13 protein-coding genes are annotated in these 15,561 nt (G+C 63.7%); 9 read left to right on the top strand and 4 right to left on the bottom strand.

Annotated elements, in window-relative coordinates:
• Together tssE and JN756_RS17745 are read left to right on the top strand one after the other, a co-directional pair.
• Entirely contained in the window at positions 1–441 is a 441-nt protein-coding gene (gene tssE / locus JN756_RS17750) for a type VI secretion system baseplate subunit TssE (RefSeq protein WP_201021136.1), read from the top strand.
• A 23-nt stretch (positions 442–464) separates the two neighbouring features.
• Positions 465–1,577 carry an OmpA family protein gene (locus JN756_RS17745; RefSeq protein WP_057004700.1) on the top strand — a complete coding sequence of 371 codons (1,113 nt, stop codon included), beginning with the start codon at positions 465–467 and terminating at the stop codon, positions 1,575–1,577.
• A gap of 3 nt (positions 1,578–1,580) precedes the next feature.
• On the opposite strand, the gene JN756_RS17740 is transcribed toward JN756_RS17745, so the two are convergent.
• Positions 1,581–2,825 (bottom strand): methionine gamma-lyase, encoded by a 1,245-nt coding sequence (locus JN756_RS17740; protein WP_108526520.1) that lies wholly within the window; start codon positions 2,823–2,825, stop codon positions 1,581–1,583.
• 123 nt (positions 2,826–2,948) lie between these two features.
• On the opposite strand from JN756_RS17740, the gene JN756_RS17735 reads away from it, so the two are divergent.
• Both JN756_RS17735 and JN756_RS17730 read left to right on the top strand, forming a co-directional pair.
• Entirely contained in the window at positions 2,949–3,419 is a 471-nt protein-coding gene (locus JN756_RS17735) for an Lrp/AsnC family transcriptional regulator (RefSeq protein ID WP_017846578.1), read from the top strand.
• A gap of 114 nt (positions 3,420–3,533) precedes the next feature.
• A complete protein-coding gene (locus JN756_RS17730; protein ID WP_046383718.1) occupies positions 3,534–3,971 on the top strand; it encodes a carboxymuconolactone decarboxylase family protein in 438 nt (145 codons plus the stop codon).
• A gap of 18 nt (positions 3,972–3,989) precedes the next feature.
• Here JN756_RS17730 and JN756_RS17725 read toward each other — a convergent pair whose 3' ends face one another.
• Positions 3,990–6,140 carry a TonB-dependent siderophore receptor gene (locus JN756_RS17725; RefSeq protein ID WP_201021135.1) on the bottom strand — a complete coding sequence of 717 codons (2,151 nt, stop codon included), beginning with the start codon at positions 6,138–6,140 and terminating at the stop codon, positions 3,990–3,992.
• A gap of 181 nt (positions 6,141–6,321) precedes the next feature.
• On the opposite strand from JN756_RS17725, the gene JN756_RS17720 reads away from it, so the two are divergent.
• Positions 6,322–7,116 (top strand): acetoin reductase, encoded by a 795-nt coding sequence (locus JN756_RS17720; RefSeq protein ID WP_017846575.1) that lies wholly within the window; start codon positions 6,322–6,324, stop codon positions 7,114–7,116.
• 117 nt (positions 7,117–7,233) lie between these two features.
• On the opposite strand, the gene JN756_RS17715 is transcribed toward JN756_RS17720, so the two are convergent.
• Positions 7,234–9,102: a sigma-54-dependent Fis family transcriptional regulator gene (locus tag JN756_RS17715; RefSeq protein ID WP_046383716.1), complete on the bottom strand. Its 1,869-nt coding sequence runs from the start codon at positions 9,100–9,102 to the stop codon at positions 7,234–7,236.
• 310 nt (positions 9,103–9,412) lie between these two features.
• On the opposite strand from JN756_RS17715, the gene JN756_RS17710 reads away from it, so the two are divergent.
• The 3 genes from JN756_RS17710 to JN756_RS17700 are packed head-to-tail and all read left to right on the top strand — an operon-like array spanning position 9,413 to position 12,549.
• The gene (locus tag JN756_RS17710) at positions 9,413–10,390 is read left to right on the top strand and encodes a thiamine pyrophosphate-dependent dehydrogenase E1 component subunit alpha (RefSeq protein ID WP_046383715.1); all 978 of its coding nucleotides are present in this window, start codon (positions 9,413–9,415) and stop codon (positions 10,388–10,390) included.
• A 39-nt stretch (positions 10,391–10,429) separates the two neighbouring features.
• A complete protein-coding gene (locus tag JN756_RS17705; protein WP_017846572.1) occupies positions 10,430–11,449 on the top strand; it encodes an alpha-ketoacid dehydrogenase subunit beta in 1,020 nt (339 codons plus the stop codon).
• The gene (locus tag JN756_RS17700) at positions 11,446–12,549 is read left to right on the top strand and encodes an acetoin dehydrogenase dihydrolipoyllysine-residue acetyltransferase subunit (RefSeq protein ID WP_017846571.1); all 1,104 of its coding nucleotides are present in this window, start codon (positions 11,446–11,448) and stop codon (positions 12,547–12,549) included. Before JN756_RS17705 ends, JN756_RS17700 begins: the two co-directional genes overlap by 4 nt.
• Before the next feature lie 612 nt (positions 12,550–13,161).
• On the opposite strand, the gene JN756_RS17695 is transcribed toward JN756_RS17700, so the two are convergent.
• Positions 13,162–14,058, bottom strand: coding sequence for a helix-turn-helix domain-containing protein (locus tag JN756_RS17695; protein ID WP_201021133.1), 897 nt, complete (start codon positions 14,056–14,058; stop codon positions 13,162–13,164).
• 140 nt (positions 14,059–14,198) lie between these two features.
• Here JN756_RS17695 and JN756_RS17690 point away from each other — a divergent pair, with 140 nt between their 5' ends.
• Entirely contained in the window at positions 14,199–15,557 is a 1,359-nt protein-coding gene (locus JN756_RS17690; RefSeq protein ID WP_046383711.1) for a glutamine synthetase family protein, read from the top strand.
• Positions 15,558–15,561 lie beyond the last annotated feature (4 nt).

Genomic DNA, 15,561 nt, shown 5'->3' with positions numbered 1-15,561 from the left:
ATGACCGAGTACACCCCTTCGCTCTACGAACGCCTGTTGCAGAATTTCGCCGGTGAACTGGACCTGCAGCGGGTCTGCGAGGCGGACCAGCACACCCTCTCGGTGCTGGACAACCTGCAGCGCATCCTCAACAGCCGAGCGGGCGCGCTCAGCCATCTGCCGGATTACGGGCTGCCGGACATGGGCCTGATCCTGCAAGGGTTGCCCGCCACGGCCCAAGGCCTGATCGGCGTCATGACCGACACGTTGCTCAAGTACGAGCCGCGTCTGGCGGCGATCACCATCGAGCTGCTGCCCCAGGTGCTGCCGGGGCATCTGGAGTACGCCCTGGACATGCAATTGAAGGATGGGCAGCACGCGACCTTCGGTACCCGCTTGACACCCGAAGGCCGGGTGCTGGTGCGTCACTTGAAGCGACAGCATTACCTGTCGAAGCCTTGAACCGATAACGCAAGGGAAACCCGATGACGGCGTTGTTTGAGATGCGTATTCAAGTCGGCGGTGATCCGCGCGGCTTCAGTGAGTTTATCGCTTTGCGCGAGGAATTGGCCAAGCTCAGCCATCCCGCCTGCCCGGATGTGGACTGGGCCAAGGTCGAGCAAGGCTGCCTTGCGCTGTTCCAGCAAAACGGCGCGGAGTTGCACAGCGCGTGCTTTTACACCTTGGCTCGCGGCCAGCGTCATGGGGTCGAGGGCATCACCCAAGGTGTGGCGTTGATCGAGGCGCTGGGCGGTGAGTGGGTGCGCCTGTGGCCGCCGATGGCGTCGGCGCGCGTGGACTTGCTGGGATGGTTGTTCGAGCAACTGCAACTGGTGCTGCGCAGCCGGGCGATGACCGCCCACGGCGTGCCCGCGCTGGTTCAATTGGACCTTGAGTTGGCCCGTTTGCAGGTGCGTTTGCGGGCTCATCTAGACCACCCTCTACAACCGCTGCACGCCCTGCGCTATCAGGTCGGCGGCTTGATCCAGCGGCTGGAGCAAAGCCCCGCGCCGGACGGCACGATGCTCGCGCCGCTCAGGTTGCCGGCGCCGGCGCTGGTGAGCCCCGTGGTGATCCTGCCGCCACCCGCAGTGGTGGCGCGCCGGCCACGCATCGCGCTGTGGGGGCTGCTCGGGGCGCTGATCGTTGCCTTGCTCGCAGGGATCGGTTGGCGCATGTGGTTGGCCGGTCCAGGCACTGAACCCCTTATGCCCGACCCCGTTCGACTGGACAGCCTGTCGCTGTTCGATGCCGGCAGTGCCACGCTCAAGCCAGGCTCGGCCAAGGTGCTGATCAATGCCCTGGTCGACATCAAAGCCCAACCCGGCTGGCTGATCGTGGTCGCCGGGCATACGGACGCGACCGGTTCCGTCGAACAGAACCTGGCGCTGTCCCATGCCCGCGCCTCTGCCGTGCGCGACTGGATGCAGCGCATGGGCGACATCGCCGACAGTTGCTTTGCCGTCCAGGGCTTCGCGGCCAGTCAGCCGATTGCCAGCAATGAAACCGACGTCGGGCGCGCCGCGAACCGTCGCGTGGATATTCACCTGGTGCCGCAGACAGGGGCCTGCGGCGAGGCCACGGTGGCCGTGGACTGAGCGCTATTTCATCGCATGCTCGACCACCTGTGTCGCACGCGGCGCAGCCCGCAGACACTTGGTCAAAGCCTGCTGCACATCCGCCAGCAGGTCGGCGATGTCCTCCAGCCCGACCGACAGACGCACCAACCCCTCGCTGATCCCGTGGGCTGCCCGCTCCTGCGGGGTGTAGGTGGAGTGGGTCATGCTCGCCGGGTGTTGGGCCAGGGACTCGGCATCGCCCAGGCTGACCGCGCGGCTGAACAGCTTGAGTGCGTTCATGAAGCGCCGGCCGGTCGCGATCCCGCCTTTGAGCTCGAAGGCAATCATCCCGCCGGGCATCCGCATCTGCCGCGCCGCCAGTTCGTACTGGGGAAATGAGCGCAACCCCGGGTACGTCACGCGCTCGACGGCGGGGTGGGCCTGCAAGGCTTCGGCCACTGCCTGGGCGTTGCTGCAATGGCGGTCCATGCGCAGGGCCAGGGTCTTGAGGCCACGCATCAGCAGCGATGCGTCCTGCGGGGACATGACTGCACCGGTCAGGTCTTTGAGCCCTTGCAGACGAATGCGCTGCGCCAGTGCATGGTTGCTCACCGCAATGCCGGCGGTGATGTCGCCATGCCCGCTGAGGTACTTGGTGGCCGAATGCACGACCACATCGGCGCCCAACTCCAGGGGGCGTTGCAGGTAGGGCGTGCAGTAAGTGTTATCGACCACCACGATGACGTTGGGCTGCTGGTGCGCCAGCGTGGCGACGGCGGCAATATCGACCAGTTGCAGGTTGGGGTTGGCTGGGGTTTCGCAGTAGATCATACGCGTGGCCGGGGACAGCGCGGCGTGCAGTGCATCCAGGTCGGTGAGGTCGACATGGCGCACCTTGATGCCGAACTCCGCGATGCCATGGTGCAGCAGGGCGAAAGTGCAGCCGTAGAGCGTCTGGCTGACGATCACCTCATCGCCGGGGCGCAGCAGGGTCCAGAAGGTGGCGGCAATCGCGCCCATGCCGGAGCTGAAGGCGACGGCGGCCTCGCCGTTTTCCAGGGTCGCCATGCGCGCTTCCAGCAGGGCCAGGGTCGGGTTGGAAATGCGTGTGTAGAAGTGCCCGCTTTCTTCACCGGCAAAACACGCGGCGCCGTATTCTGCGGTGGGGAAGGCGAACGTGGCGCTGAGATAGATCGGCGGTACGAGGGCGCCGTGGTGGTCCTTGGGGTCGTAACCGTGGTGGATGGCACGGGTGGAAAAGCCGAATGCATTGTGTTTATTGTTCATGTCGGACACTCCTTATTTCCTACAATGCTATGCTCATAACCACAGCTGAACTTTGCAATATTTGCTGACAAATCCCGCGCAATGGGATGAAACCTTCCTAAAAATAATGATTAGAGGCACGTTATGCCCCTCAGTCTGGATCGCACTGACAAGGCGCTTTTAAACGCACTGCAAGGCAACGCCCGCTTGACCGTGGCCGAGCTCGCCGAGCGCGTGTCCCTGACCACCTCCCCGTGTTGGCGGCGGGTCAGGAACCTGGAAGAGAGCGGGGTGATCAGCGGTTACCAGGCGATCCTGTCGCCCAAGGCGTTGGGCTATGGGGTGACGGCGTTTGTCAGCATCATGATGGAGAGTCATACCCAGGAAATTGCGCGGGCGTTCGAGCAGCGCTTGCTCGACATTCCGGAAATCGTCGCCTGCCATAACGTCTCGGGGCGCTATGACTTCCTGCTGGAAGTGGTGGCCAAGGACCTGGAGTCGTTTGGCGAATTCGCGCGGGAGGTGTTGCAGACATTGCCGTGCGTCAAAGAGATCTACTCGAGCTTTTCCTACAAATCGGTGCGGCCTTTGCGCGTGATTCCGCTGCCGCGCTGAGGGGCTGAGCCCGTGGGCACATTGGCTACCTGATCTTTGCCGGAATTGGCTATTTCTCCTGAGTGCTGCGCTGACTAATCTGGCCACCAATTTCCAGTGTTCAGGAGCTCTACCATGCAACCCCGTACCGATTTCTACACCGCTTCCCCAGACGCCATGAAAGCCATGCTCGCCCTGGAAACCGCAGTGGGCAAACTGTCCATCGAACTGCCCCTGCTGGAACTGGTGCGCCTGCGCGTGTCGCAGATCAATGGCTGCGCCTTCTGCCTCGATATGCACACCGCCGATGCGCGCAAGGGCGGTGAGACCGAACGCCGCCTGTACACATTGTCGGCCTGGCGCGAAACGCCGTTCTTCACCCCGCGTGAACGCGCCGCCCTGGCCTGGGCCGAAAGCCTGACCCTGGTCAGCCAGACCCGCGCCGCAGACGAAGACTACAACGCACTCGCCGCCGAGTTCAGCCCCCAGGAACAGGTCGATCTGAGCGTAGCCATCGCCACCATCAACAGCTGGAACCGCCTGGCGGTGGGCTTTCGCAAGATGCCCAAGTAAGCCCGGGGCCGTGCGCGGTCAGAAGTTGACCGAGGCACTCAGGCGCGCGGTCAGCGGCGCGCCCTGGAACAGGTAGTCATCGCCCATGTACTCGCCCGCGTCGCGCCAGTAGCGTTTGTCGAACAGGTTGTCGACACTCAGGCGAAACACCGTTTCATAGCCATCGACTTTGGTGGTGTAACGGCTGCCGACGTTGACCACCGCATAGTCCCCGACCTCGACGTTGCCGCTGCGGTTGGCGTACTTCTTGGCGCTGTATTGCACGCCGCCCAGGACCGCCAGGCCGTTGACCCACGGCAGCGCATAGTCGGCGTAGACACTGGCACGCAGCTTGGGCACGTTGATCGCCTGGTGGCCTTCGTAGTCCGGCGTGCCGCTGCCGCTGACCCGCGCCCGAATCGCCGCGACGCTGGTGGCGATCTGCAGGCGGTCGGTGGCCCAACCATTCGCCGACAGTTCTAGCCCGGTGTTCTTCTGTTCGCCTTGTTGCACGTAGGTGAAACTCCCGGCGCCATCTGGCTTGGCGTACTGGTAGGCCTGGCGCGTCTGGAACACGGCCGCGGCGAAGCTGATGCGGCGCCAGTCGTATTTCACGCCGGCTTCTATTTGTCGCGACACGGTCGGGGCCAGGGTCTCGTCCGCGTTGTTCGCGAACCACGGCGCCGTGCCGCCCAGGGACAGGCCCTTGCTGTAGCTGGTGTACAGCGAGATGTTTTCAATCGGCTTATAGATCAGCGAGGCCTGGGGCAGGAACACATATTGCTGAGTGTGGCGCGCCTGGTCACCATTGCTGTCAAAGGCTTGTTCATCGAGGCGCACTTCGCGACCGCCGAGGAGGGTTTGCCACTGCTCGTTGAAGCGGATGCGGTCGGTGACGAACACGCCGTACTGGCGGCTGTCGAGGGTGCGATGGCTGTCGTTCAGCGGTACGTTGGTCGGCGCAAACGTCGGCGCGTCCTGATTGATATTGCCGCTGCCGATGTACTCGTTGACCGCCTTGCGCTTGTCGATCACCCGGCGAAACGCGCTGGTGCCGAAGGTCAATTCATGGCCCAGGCCGGCGGTGTCGAACAGCCCGGTCATGGCCGCCTGCACTTCATCGTCGCGGCGGGTGTCGTCGGGGCTGCGGTAGTCGTAGATGTCGTAGTCACCCTCGGGGCTGAACGTGTTGGCGTTGCACGTGTTCACGTAGAAACAGCCCCAGGCGAACGAACTGTAGTCATCGATCACCACCTTGCTGCGCGCCGCGCTGACACTGCCTTTCCACTGGTCGCTGAAGCGGTATTCGAACTTGCCGTTGAGGTTCAGCGAATCAATACCGACCTGCTTGGAACCGCTTTGATGGCCCAGCAGCTGTTTCGGCGATGCATCGTGGGGCACTTCACTGCCGCCCAGCAGTTGGTAGCCCGGCACCGAGCGCTGTTGTTTGTTCTGGTATTCGGCATCCAGTTGCAGCACCGCGTCGGGGCTGATGTTCCAGTCGAACGCCAGGGACAGGAAGTCGCGCTGGCCGTTGGCGTGTTCCACGTAGGAATTGAGGTCTTCATGGGCCACGTTGGCGCGCAGGCCGAACTGCCGCTCGCTGCCGAACCAGCCGCCGACGTCGGTGGCGATATAACCGCTGCCGCGGTCGTCGGTGGACACCGTCACCGAACGCACGTCTTGCGGGCGCTTGGTCACGTAGTTGATCACGCCGCTGGGCTCGGAGATCCCGCTTTGCAGGCCGGCCAGGCCCTTGAGTACTTCCACCTGCTGTTTGTTTTCCAGGGCGACGTTCTGCTCGCCGGTGATGGTGCGCCCGTTGATCTTGTAGCTGCTCGCCGCGTTCAGCGAGAAGCCGCGCACCACGAAGTTTTCGTAGTAGCCGATCGGTGCGTAGCTGTCGCCCACCGAGGCGTCGTTGCGCAGCACTTCGCTGAGCAGGCGGGCTTGCTGGTCCTTGATCAGGGCGGCGTTGATCACGCTGATCGAGGCGGGAGTGTCCAGCAGCGGCGCTTCATTGAAACCGCCGACCGAGGCGGTTTCACTGCGATAACCGGACTCATCCTGGCCCTGGACCTGTACCGCCGGCAGTTCAATTTCCGCAGCCAGGCTGCTGCCGATGCCACCGCTGAGCAGCAGGCCGAGGGCGAAACGTGACGTGACGACGGGGCGAAAACGCAGAACCATGGGGCAAGGCCTTAAAGCGCAGGACGGGGGGCGCATAAGCTAGGCATAAGTGCGCGCATTTACAAGGATTCGCGCATTGAGACATCCGGTCTCAGCGCGCACGCCGATTCATGTGCGCCTCGACAGCCCTGGCGTGCATCTGCGATAGACGAGGCTTCTCTCATCGTTGCAGGAGGTCGTTATGAGTACCGCTGGAAACCTCATCGCTGGAAAAGTTGCGCTGGTGACTGGCGCCGGGCAGGGCATCGGCCGCGCCATCGCCCTGCGCCTGGCACGGGACGGTGCCGATATCGCGCTGGTGGATATCAATGGCGCCAAGCTCGAAGCCGTGGCTGCTGAAATCGTCGCGGCAGGGCGCAAGGCCTCGGTGTTTATCGCCGACGTGTCCAAGCGCGAACAGGTGGTGGCCGCCGTCGAACATGCATACCAGACCCTCGGTGGTTTCGACATCATCGTCAACAACGCCGGGGTGGCGCAGATCGATTCACTGCTGGACGTCAGCCCCGAGCAGGTCGAGCGCACCCTGGGCATCAATGTGCAGGGTGTGTTGTGGGGCATCCAGGCCGCCGGCAAGAAGTTCAAGGCGCTCAAGCAGAAGGGCAAGATCATCAACGCCTGCTCGATCGCCGGGCATGAAGGTTTTGCGCTGCTGGGCGTGTACTCGGCGACCAAGTTCGCCGTGCGCGCCCTGACCCAGGCGGCGGCCAAGGAACTGGCCAGCGCCGGGATTACGGTCAATGCTTATTGCCCGGGCGTGGTCGGCACCGATATGTGGGTCGAGATCGACAAGCGCATGGCCGAGATTACCGGCGCCGAAGTCGGTGCGACCTATAAGAAGTATGTGGACGGGATTGCCCTGGGCCGTGCGGAAACGCCTGAGGATGTGGCCGGGCTGGTGTCTTACCTGGCGGGGCCGGATGCGGACTACATGACCGGCCAGTCGCCGTTGATCGATGGTGGGATTGTGTACCGATAACGCGGTTCAAAGGTGGGAGTGGGCTTGCCCGCGAAGGCGGCGGTTCAGTCACGGCATCGGTGGCTGATACACCGCCATCGCGGGCAAGCCCGCTCCCACATGTTTGACGGTGCTGGGTCAGATATGTTTGCCCGGCATGTCGATGCCCAGTTGGTTGACCCGGCGATACAGGGTCGCCCGCGAAATCCCCAGCGCCTGGGCCGTCGGCGACGGCTTCCAGCGATGCCGGATCAGTGCATCCAGCACCACCTGGCGTTCCGGGCTGACACGTTCTTCCACGTCGGCCTCGATCTGCTCGCCGCGCACCTCCACGGGCAGGTCAGCCAGCTGGATGGTGCCGCCGTCGCACACCGCACAGGCATACGCCAGCACATGGCGCAGTTGCCGCACATTGCCCGGCCAGGCATACCCGAGCAGCACCTCCAGCGCGGCGGGGCCGATGCCCACGGAGATTGCGCCGCTGTGCGCCTCCTGTTCCAGCAGCCGATTGATCAAGGCCAGTTTGTCGCTGCGCTCGCGCAAGGGTGGCAGGCAGAACCGTGCGCAGCCCAGGCGAAAGTACAGGTCTTCGCGAAAGCGCCCCTCGCTGACCAGCACCGCCAGGTCGCGGTGGCTGGCGCAGATCACCTGGATATCCACCGCACGGGTTTTTGCCGCACCCAGCGGCGCCACTTCACCTTCGGCCAATACCCGCAGCAAGCGCGTCTGCAGGGCCAGCGGCATATCGCCGATTTCATCGAGGAACAGCGTGCCGCCATCGGCCTGCAACAACAGCCCGGGCATGCCCTTGTTCGACGCGCCGGTAAAGGCCCCGGCGACATAGCCGAACAGCTCGCTTTCGATGAGGTTTTCCGGGATCGCCGCGCAGTTCACCGCCACGAAGGGCCCGTTGCGACGAGCGCTGCGCTCATGCAGTTGGCGCGCGAAGACTTCCTTGCCGGCGCCGGTTTCACCCTGCACCAGCACCGGCAGGTTGCGGTCCTTGACCCGCAAGGCCAGGCGCAGGTGTTCTTCCACCCGGGGGTCGACCTGATTGTTTACGGCCTTCGCTGGACGCGCCGGCTTACGCCGCGGCGCGCTGACCCGCACATGCAATGCGCCGGGCTCGCCCAGCCAGTGCAGCTGTTGCGCCGATTGATCGGTGACCGCGCGCAACGCATCCAGGTCGAAGACCTCGCCGATATGCGCCGGCACCTGGCCAAAGCGCCGACGCAGGGCCTGGCGCGCCTTGCTGTTCAACGCATGCAGGCGCCCATCCTGGTCCCAGGCCAGCAGCAGGTCGGGCTGGCTGTCGACATAGCCGGGCGTGCTGTGGGCCTGGAGCACCCAGTGCTGACGGGCGCTGTGCATGAAGAAGGCATTTTCGATGGCTTGTGCGCTCTGCGCCACCATCTGTCTTACCAGATGCTGGCTGCGCCGGTCATCCGGGGATTTGAGCGCCGAGGCGTCCATCACCCCTAGCAGGTTGCCCTGGGGGTCGAAGATCGGCGCGGCGGAGCAGGTCAGCCCGATAAATGCTGCGCGAAAGTGATCGCGCTTATGCACCGTCACGGCAGCCTTGCTGGTCAGCACCGTGGCCACGCCGCAGGTGCCTTCTTCGGCTTCCGACCAGCAGGTGCCCAGGTACAGGCCGGCCTTGCGGCAATCGGTGCGAATCGCCGTGTCCACGCGGTGGTCGATGGTCTGGCCCTGGGCGTCGGTGAGCATCACGCAGTAGTCGGCATGGCGCACGCGGTGGTGGAGTTGGCCGACTTCTTCGCTGGCGATGTGCATGAACAGTTCGGCGCGCTCACGGCATTCCTTGAGCAGCGGTTCACTGAGAATGCGTGGCCCTTGCAGCGAGCCAGGGTCGAGGTGGTGTTGCTCCATGGAACGGCGCCATGAATCGAAAATCAGCGACGGCACCGGAGCCTGGGGCAGGCGATCGGCATTGCGGACCACGCGACTGACGCAGTCGACATGGTCTTTGGAGTTCGCGGCGAGCATAAGGCCTCCGGTTCTCGATCTTTTGTTGTTATGCCCGCCATTAAGCGCGCATGCGCGCAGGGGGACAAGGGCGGCCTGACCAACTGCCCGGTGTGAGACGCAGCGTCTCATCCGGCCGCGCACGCCACGGGCAGGTTGCAATGGCGCGTCTCATTCTGTGGTTGGCGGCCGCCACCGCACAACCGTATGGCACTGCTCTGGATCAAGCCTGTGCGAGGTTTTTCGAGGCGTTGGCACAGGCTGTGCTGAAGGTCTTGCAACTGGCTGCAGCCAGCCTTTTGTGTGTCGAGACAACCTGGAGAACAACAAGATGTCCACTCACCTGTCCACTGATCAACTGCTCCATGCCTACACTGTGATGCGTACCATCCGCGATTTCGAGGAACGCCTGCACGTGGAATTCGCCACTGGCGAGATCCCAGGTTTCGTCCACCTGTATGCCGGCCAGGAAGCCAGCGCCGCCGGGGTCATGGCTCACCTCAACGATGAAGATTGCATCGCCTCCAACCACCGTGGCCACGGCCACTGCATCGCCAAGGGCGTGGACGTGTTCGGCATGATGGCCGAGATCTACGGCAAGAAAACCGGGGTGTGCGGTGGCAAGGGCGGTTCCATGCACATTGCCGACCAGGAGAAAGGCATGCTCGGCGCCAACGGCATCGTCGGTGCCGGCGCGCCCTTGGCGGCCGGGGCGGCGCTGGCCTCCAAGCTCAAGGGCAGCCAGGGCGTGGCCGTGGCGTTTTTCGGCGACGGCGGCTCCAACGAGGGTGCGGTGTTCGAGGCCATGAACCTGGCCGCGATCATGAAACTGCCGTGTCTGTTCGTGGCTGAAAACAACGGCTACGCCGAAGCCACCGGCTCGGGCTGGTCGGTAGCGTGCAAAGACATCGCCGAGCGCGCCGTGGGCTTCGGCATGCCGGGGGTGATCGTCGACGGCAATGATTTCTTCGCCGTCCACGCGGCCCTGGGGGTAGCCGTGGAACGTGCGCGCAGCGGCCAGGGGCCGACGCTGGTGGAGGTCAAGTTGAGCCGTTTCTACGGCCACTTCGAAGGCGACGCGCAAACTTATCGCGGCCCCGACGAAGTGAAGAACCTGCGCGAATCCCACGATTGCCTGGTGCTGTTTCGCCAACGCTGCAGCGCCGAAGGCTGGCTCGATGCGGCGCAGTTCGAGCGCATCGACGCGGAGGTCGCGCAACTGATCGAAGACGCCGTGCGCCTGGCCAAGTCCGATCCCAAGCCCCAGGCCGCAGACCTGCTCAGTGATGTCTACGTCGCTTACCGCTAATCGCCACCCACTACAAAAATAATCCGTGGAGAATTGATCATGGCTCGCAAAATCAGTTATCAGCAGGCAATCAACGAAGCCCTGGCCCAGGAAATGCGTCGCGACCAGAGTGTGTTCATCATCGGCCAGGACGTGTCCGGCGGCACCGGCTCTCCCGGCGAGCAGGATGCCTGGGGCGGCGTGCTCGGCGTGACCAAGGGCCTGTACCCGGAGTTTCCCGACCGCGTCTTGGATGCGCCGTTGTCCGAAATCGGTTACGTCGGCATGGCGGTCGGCGCGGCCACCCGCGGCATGCGCCCGGTGTGCGAGTTGATGTTCGTCGACTTTCTCGGCTGCTGCCTCGACCAGTTGCTCAACCAGGCCGCCAAGTTCCGCTACATGTTCGGCGGCAAGACCGCCACGCCGCTGGTGGTGCGCGCCATGTACGGCGCCGGCCTGCGCGCCGCCGCGCAGCATTCGCAGATGCTCACCTCGATGTGGACGCACATCCCCGGCCTCAAAGTGGTGTGCCCGGCCACGCCCTATGACGCCAAGGGCATGCTGATCCAGGCGATCCGCGACAACGACCCGGTGATCTTCCTCGAACACAAAATGCTCTACAGCCTGCAGGGCGAAGTACCGGAAGAGCTGTACACCGTGCCTTTCGGCGAAGCCAATTACGTGCGCGAAGGCAATGACGTGACCCTGGTCACCTACGGGCGCATGGTGCATATCGCCCTGGAAGCCGCTGCCAACCTGGCGCGCCAAGGCATCGACTGCGAAGTACTCGACCTGCGCACCACCAGCCCGCTGGACGAAGACAGCATCCTGGAAAGCGTGGAGAAGACCGGCCGCCTGGTGGTGATCGACGAGTCCAACCCGCGCTGCTCGATCGCCACCGATATCAGCGCGCTGGTCGCGCAGCGCGGGTTTTCGTTCTTGCGCGCGCCGATCGAAATGGTCACCGCGCCGCACACGCCGGTGCCGTTCTCCGATGCGCTGGAGGATCTGTACATCCCCAACGCAGCGAAGATCGAAGCCGCGGTGTTGAAGATCGCCGATAAGAGGACTGCCGCATGATCCATATCTTGACCATGCCCAAGTGGGGCTTGTCGATGACCGAAGGCCGCGTGGATGTCTGGCTCAAACAGCCGGGCGACCGGGTGGAGAAGGGCGAGGAAGTGCTCGACGTGGAGACCGACAAGATCTCCAGCAGCGTCGAGGCGCCATTCAGTGGCGTGCTGCGCCGCGTGCTGGCGCTGAGCGACGAGACCTTGCCGGTGGGCGGGCTGCTCGGGATCGTGGTGGAGGGCGAGGCCACGGAAGCCGAGATTGATGCGGTAATCGAGGGTTTCCAGGCCAGCTTCGTGTCGAGTGCGGCCGAGGCGCAAGCGTCCGGGCCCAGCGCGCAGAAAGTCGAGGTGGGCGGGCGGCTTTTGCGTTATCTCGACCTCGGTGAGGGCGGCACGCCGTTGGTGCTGGTCCACGGGTTTGGCGGCGACTTGAACAACTGGCTGTTCAACCACCCGGGGTTGGCGGCGCAGCGCCGGGTGATCGCCCTGGACCTGCCGGGCCATGGCGAGTCGGGCAAGCAACTGCGCAGCGGCGATGCCGACGAGTTGAGCCAGGCGCTGCTGGCGTTGCTCGATCATCTCGCGCTCGACCGCGTCCACCTGGCCGGCCACTCAATGGGTGGCCTGGTCAGCCTGACCGTGGCGCGCCAGGCCCCCGCGCGGGTCGCCTCGCTGACCCTGATCGCCAGCGCCGGGCTCGGCGAAGAGATCAACGCGGACTACTTGCACGGCTTCACCGACGCGACTAACCGCAACGCGCTCAAGCCGCACTTGATTCAACTGTTCAGCGACCCGGCGCTGGTCACGCGGCAGATGCTGGAGGACATGCTCAAGTTCAAGCGCCTCGAAGGCGTGGATCAAGCGTTGCGCCAGCTCAATGCCCAGCTGTTCGAGGGCGGGCGGCAGCGCCTGGATCTGCGCAATATTGTCGGGCAGCAGCCAAGCCTGGTGATCTGGGGCAGCGACGACGCAATCATCCCGGCCCGACATGCCGAGGGGCTTGAGGCTCAGGTGGAAATCCTGCCGGGGCAGGGGCATATGGTGCAGTTGGAGGCGGCGGAGCGGGTCAACCAGTTGATGGCAACCTTCCTCAACTCCCAGCCTTGATGCAGTCCAATGTGGGAGGGCATTTCAAAAGTTGGAGGCGGCGGAGCGGGTCAACCCGTTGATGGCAACCTTCCTCAACGCCCAGCCTTGATGCGATCCAATGTGGGAGGGGCGGTGCGACGATTCGACTTGCCCCCGATAGCGGTGTCTCAGTCAATATTCCTAGTGACTGACCCATTGCCATCGGGGGCAAGCCCCCTCCCACCATTTAGAGTGCATTTCAAAAGTTGGAGGCGGCGGAGCGGGTCAACCAGTTGATGGCAACCTTCCTCAACGCCCAGTCTTGATGCAGTCCAATGTGGGAGGGGCGGTGCGACGATTCGACTTGCCCCCGATAGCGGTGTCTCAGTCAATATTCCTGGTGACTGACCCATTGCCATCGGGGGCAAGCCCCCTCCCACCATTTAGAGTGCATTTCAAAAGTTGGAGGCAGCGGAGCGGGTCAACCCGTTGATGGCAACCTTCCTCAACGTCCAGCCTTGATGCAATCCAATGTGGGAGGGGCGGTGCGACGATTCGACTTGCCCCCGATAGCGGTGTCTCAGTCAATATTCCTGGTGACTGACCCATTGCCATCGGGGGCAAGCTCCCTCCCACCATTTAGAGTGCGTTTCAAACGGCGCGCTTGAGGGTTTCGCTCGGCAGCTCCTTGAACAACGCCCGGTAGCTATTGGAAAACCGCCCCAAATGCCAGAACGACCAGTTCATCGCCACTTGCGCCACTGTGGCCGCGGCTGAACTCAACAACTCCTGCCGCGCCCCGTTCAAGCGGCGCAAACGCAACCACTGCGCCGGGCTCATTCCGGTGTAGGTCTTGAAGCCTTGTTGCAACTGGCGCAACGGCACGCCGGCGATCTGCGCCAGCTCCAGCAGGTTGACGGTGTCATCCGGTGCATCGACCGCCCATTCGCCGATGCGCGTCATCAGCCGGCGCTCTTCGCTGCGGCGCTGCAATGACTGGCGGTCCAGGCATATGCAGGCGTTGTCGAGAATGAACAGGCAATCGTCGAGCAACTGTTGGGTGAGGGCGTCGCGGCTGATCGGGTCGGTGGTACCGGACAACCGTGTGAGCGTGCCACTGAGCCAGCGGCTGAATAACGCATTCTGCTGGCAGGTCAGCGGCGCCATGAACAACCCTTCGAGTTTCGCCACATCCAACCGATGGCGCTGCACGAACTGCGGCCCGAATACCACCGCCACTTCACGGTAGTTCTCCGGGGTGATCCAGGTGTTGCGGCTCTCGCCATTGAGCAGGTACAGCGCGTTGTCGCTGCCGTCGAAACAGAACGCCAGGGACCCCGGCGGCGCGTTGAAATGCTGCTCCACCCGGGTGTTCATGCTCTCTTCGTAGACCTCCACGCCGTGCAGGTCGAGGTAGCGGATCTGCCCGGCAAAATGCCCGGGGGACATCTGCTGGTAGTGCTGCACCCAGCCGGGTGTCGCACGGCATTGAGCGGCCACATCACCGGTGGTGAAGGCCTGTACGCGCAAAGCGGTTGCCTCTGTCATGGGGGGAACCTGCTCGCACTCTATTGGTGCGTTGTGTTCGGAGCAAAGTGGATAGATGCCGTGGCGCGGCGAGCCCAAGATAGACCTCAATGCGCCGGGAGTACAAGCCGGTGCAGTCTCCCACCCATGACGAGGTCCTTATGAACGCCCCCTTCGATCAGCTGTCCGCCTGGCTGAAAGAACACAAGATTACCGAGGTCGAATGCGTGATCAGTGATTTGACTGGCATCGCACGCGGCAAGATTGCGCCCACCAACAAGTTCCTGCATGAGCGAGGCATGCGCCTGCCGGAAAGTGTGTTGCTGCAAACGGTAACCGGGGACTTTGTCGACGACGATGTCTACTACGACCTGCTCGACCCGGCCGACATCGACATGGTCTGCCGCCCGGTGGCCCACGCCACCTACGTGGTGCCATGGGCGATTGAACCGACCGCCATCGTGATCCACGACACCTTCGACAAGCAGGGTAACCCCATCGAGCTGTCGCCGCGCAACGTGCTGAAAAAGGTGTTGCAGCTCTACGCCGAGCAGGGCTGGCAGCCGATTGTCGCGCCGGAAATGGAGTTCTACCTGACCCAGCGCTGCGATGACCCGGACCTGCCGCTGAAAACCCCGGTCGGCCGCTCCGGGCGGGCCGAAACCGGTCGCCAGTCGTTCTCCATCGACGCCGCCAACGAGTTCGACCCACTGTTCGAAGACGTCTACGACTGGTGCGAAGCCCAGGGCCTGGACCTCGACACACTGATCCACGAAGACGGCCCGGCGCAGATGGAAATCAACTTCCGCCACGGTGACGCCCTGGATCTTGCCGACCAGATCACCGTGTTCAAACGCACCCTGCGCGAAGCCGCGCTCAAGCACAATGTGGCCGCGACCTTCATGGCCAAGCCGGTGGCCGACGAGCCGGGCAGCGCGATGCACCTGCACCAGAGCGTGGTCGACATCGCCACGGGCAAGCCGGTGTTCGTCGACGCCGACGGCCAGATGAGCACGCTGTTCCTGCACCACATCGGCGGCCTGCAGAAGTACATCCCCAAGCTGCTGCCGATGTTTGCGCCCAACGTGAATTCGTTCCGCCGCTTCCTGCCGGACACCTCGGCGCCGGTCAACGTGGAATGGGGCGAAGAAAACCGCACTGTCGGCCTGCGCGTGCCGACATCGAACCCCGACGCCATGCGCGTGGAAAACCGCCTGCCCGGCGCGGATGCCAACCCGTACCTGGCGATCGCCGCCAGCCTGTTGTGTGGCTACCTGGGCATGATCGAAAAGATCGAGCCGAGCGCGCCGGTGGAAGGCCGCGCCTATGAGCGGCGCAACCTGCGCCTGCCGATCACGCTCGAGGATGCGCTGGTGCGTATGGAGGAGTGCGCGACGGTCAAGCAATACCTGGGCGACAAGTTCGTGCGCGGCTACGTCGCGGTCAAACGCGCCGAGCATGAGAATTTCAAGCGGGTGATCAGTTCCTGGGAGCGTGAGTTCCTGCTGTTGAGCGTCTAAACAA

This window comes from Pseudomonas sp. Y39-6, from assembly GCF_023651955.1.
Classification (GTDB): Bacteria; Pseudomonadota; Gammaproteobacteria; order Pseudomonadales; family Pseudomonadaceae; genus Aquipseudomonas; species Aquipseudomonas veronii.
The sequence above is the reverse complement of the archived record's forward strand: the minus strand, read 5'-3'. Positions and strand labels throughout refer to the sequence as shown.

Coding starts and splice junctions, on each gene's coding strand:
- JN756_RS17695 (WP_201021133.1), bottom strand. CDS start 14,058: ATGACAGAGGCAACCGCTTTGCGCGTACAGGCCTTCACCACCGGTGAT.
- JN756_RS17745 (WP_057004700.1), top strand. CDS start 465: ATGACGGCGTTGTTTGAGATGCGTATTCAAGTCGGCGGTGATCCGCGC.
- JN756_RS17720 (WP_017846575.1), top strand. CDS start 6,322: ATGAGTACCGCTGGAAACCTCATCGCTGGAAAAGTTGCGCTGGTGACT.
- JN756_RS17725 (WP_201021135.1), bottom strand. CDS start 6,140: ATGGTTCTGCGTTTTCGCCCCGTCGTCACGTCACGTTTCGCCCTCGGC.
- JN756_RS17690 (WP_046383711.1), top strand. CDS start 14,199: ATGAACGCCCCCTTCGATCAGCTGTCCGCCTGGCTGAAAGAACACAAG.
- tssE (WP_201021136.1), top strand. CDS start 1: ATGACCGAGTACACCCCTTCGCTCTACGAACGCCTGTTGCAGAATTTC.
- JN756_RS17700 (WP_017846571.1), top strand. CDS start 11,446: ATGATCCATATCTTGACCATGCCCAAGTGGGGCTTGTCGATGACCGAA.
- JN756_RS17730 (WP_046383718.1), top strand. CDS start 3,534: ATGCAACCCCGTACCGATTTCTACACCGCTTCCCCAGACGCCATGAAA.
- JN756_RS17735 (WP_017846578.1), top strand. CDS start 2,949: ATGCCCCTCAGTCTGGATCGCACTGACAAGGCGCTTTTAAACGCACTG.
- JN756_RS17705 (WP_017846572.1), top strand. CDS start 10,430: ATGGCTCGCAAAATCAGTTATCAGCAGGCAATCAACGAAGCCCTGGCC.
- JN756_RS17710 (WP_046383715.1), top strand. CDS start 9,413: ATGTCCACTCACCTGTCCACTGATCAACTGCTCCATGCCTACACTGTG.
- JN756_RS17715 (WP_046383716.1), bottom strand. CDS start 9,102: ATGCTCGCCGCGAACTCCAAAGACCATGTCGACTGCGTCAGTCGCGTG.
- JN756_RS17740 (WP_108526520.1), bottom strand. CDS start 2,825: ATGAACAATAAACACAATGCATTCGGCTTTTCCACCCGTGCCATCCAC.